The sequence below is a fragment of the Citrobacter sp. 50677481 genome, from assembly GCF_001463265.1.
Classification (GTDB): Bacteria; Pseudomonadota; Gammaproteobacteria; order Enterobacterales; family Enterobacteriaceae; genus Citrobacter_A; species Citrobacter_A sedlakii.
The window spans coordinates 1-251 of sequence record NZ_LNHZ01000028.1 but is presented as its reverse complement, the minus strand read 5'-3'; the positions used below and the strand labels follow the sequence as shown (position 1 = coordinate 251).

1 protein-coding gene is annotated in these 251 nt (G+C 51.8%); it reads left to right on the top strand.

The features are described from left to right. On the top strand, positions 1-251 hold a 251-nt coding region (locus APU02_RS08480; RefSeq protein WP_239692856.1), incomplete at both ends, for a terminase TerL endonuclease subunit.

Here is a 251-nt window from a genome sequence, read left to right as displayed (position 1 = left end):
GCTGAGTCGGCCTGGATGGACATGATGAAATGGGAGAAATGCGAGTTTATTGCCCCGCAGCACGAACTTAAAACCTATCCCTCATGGGTCGGCGTCGACCTTTCAAACAAAATTGATATTTGTGCAGCCGCTAAAGTCTGGCGCGCGCCGGATGGTCATGTCCATGCGGATTTTAAATTCTGGCTGCCGGAAGGACGGCTTGATAAATGTTCCCGACAGATGGCAGAGCTCTATCGTAAGTGGGCCGGGAT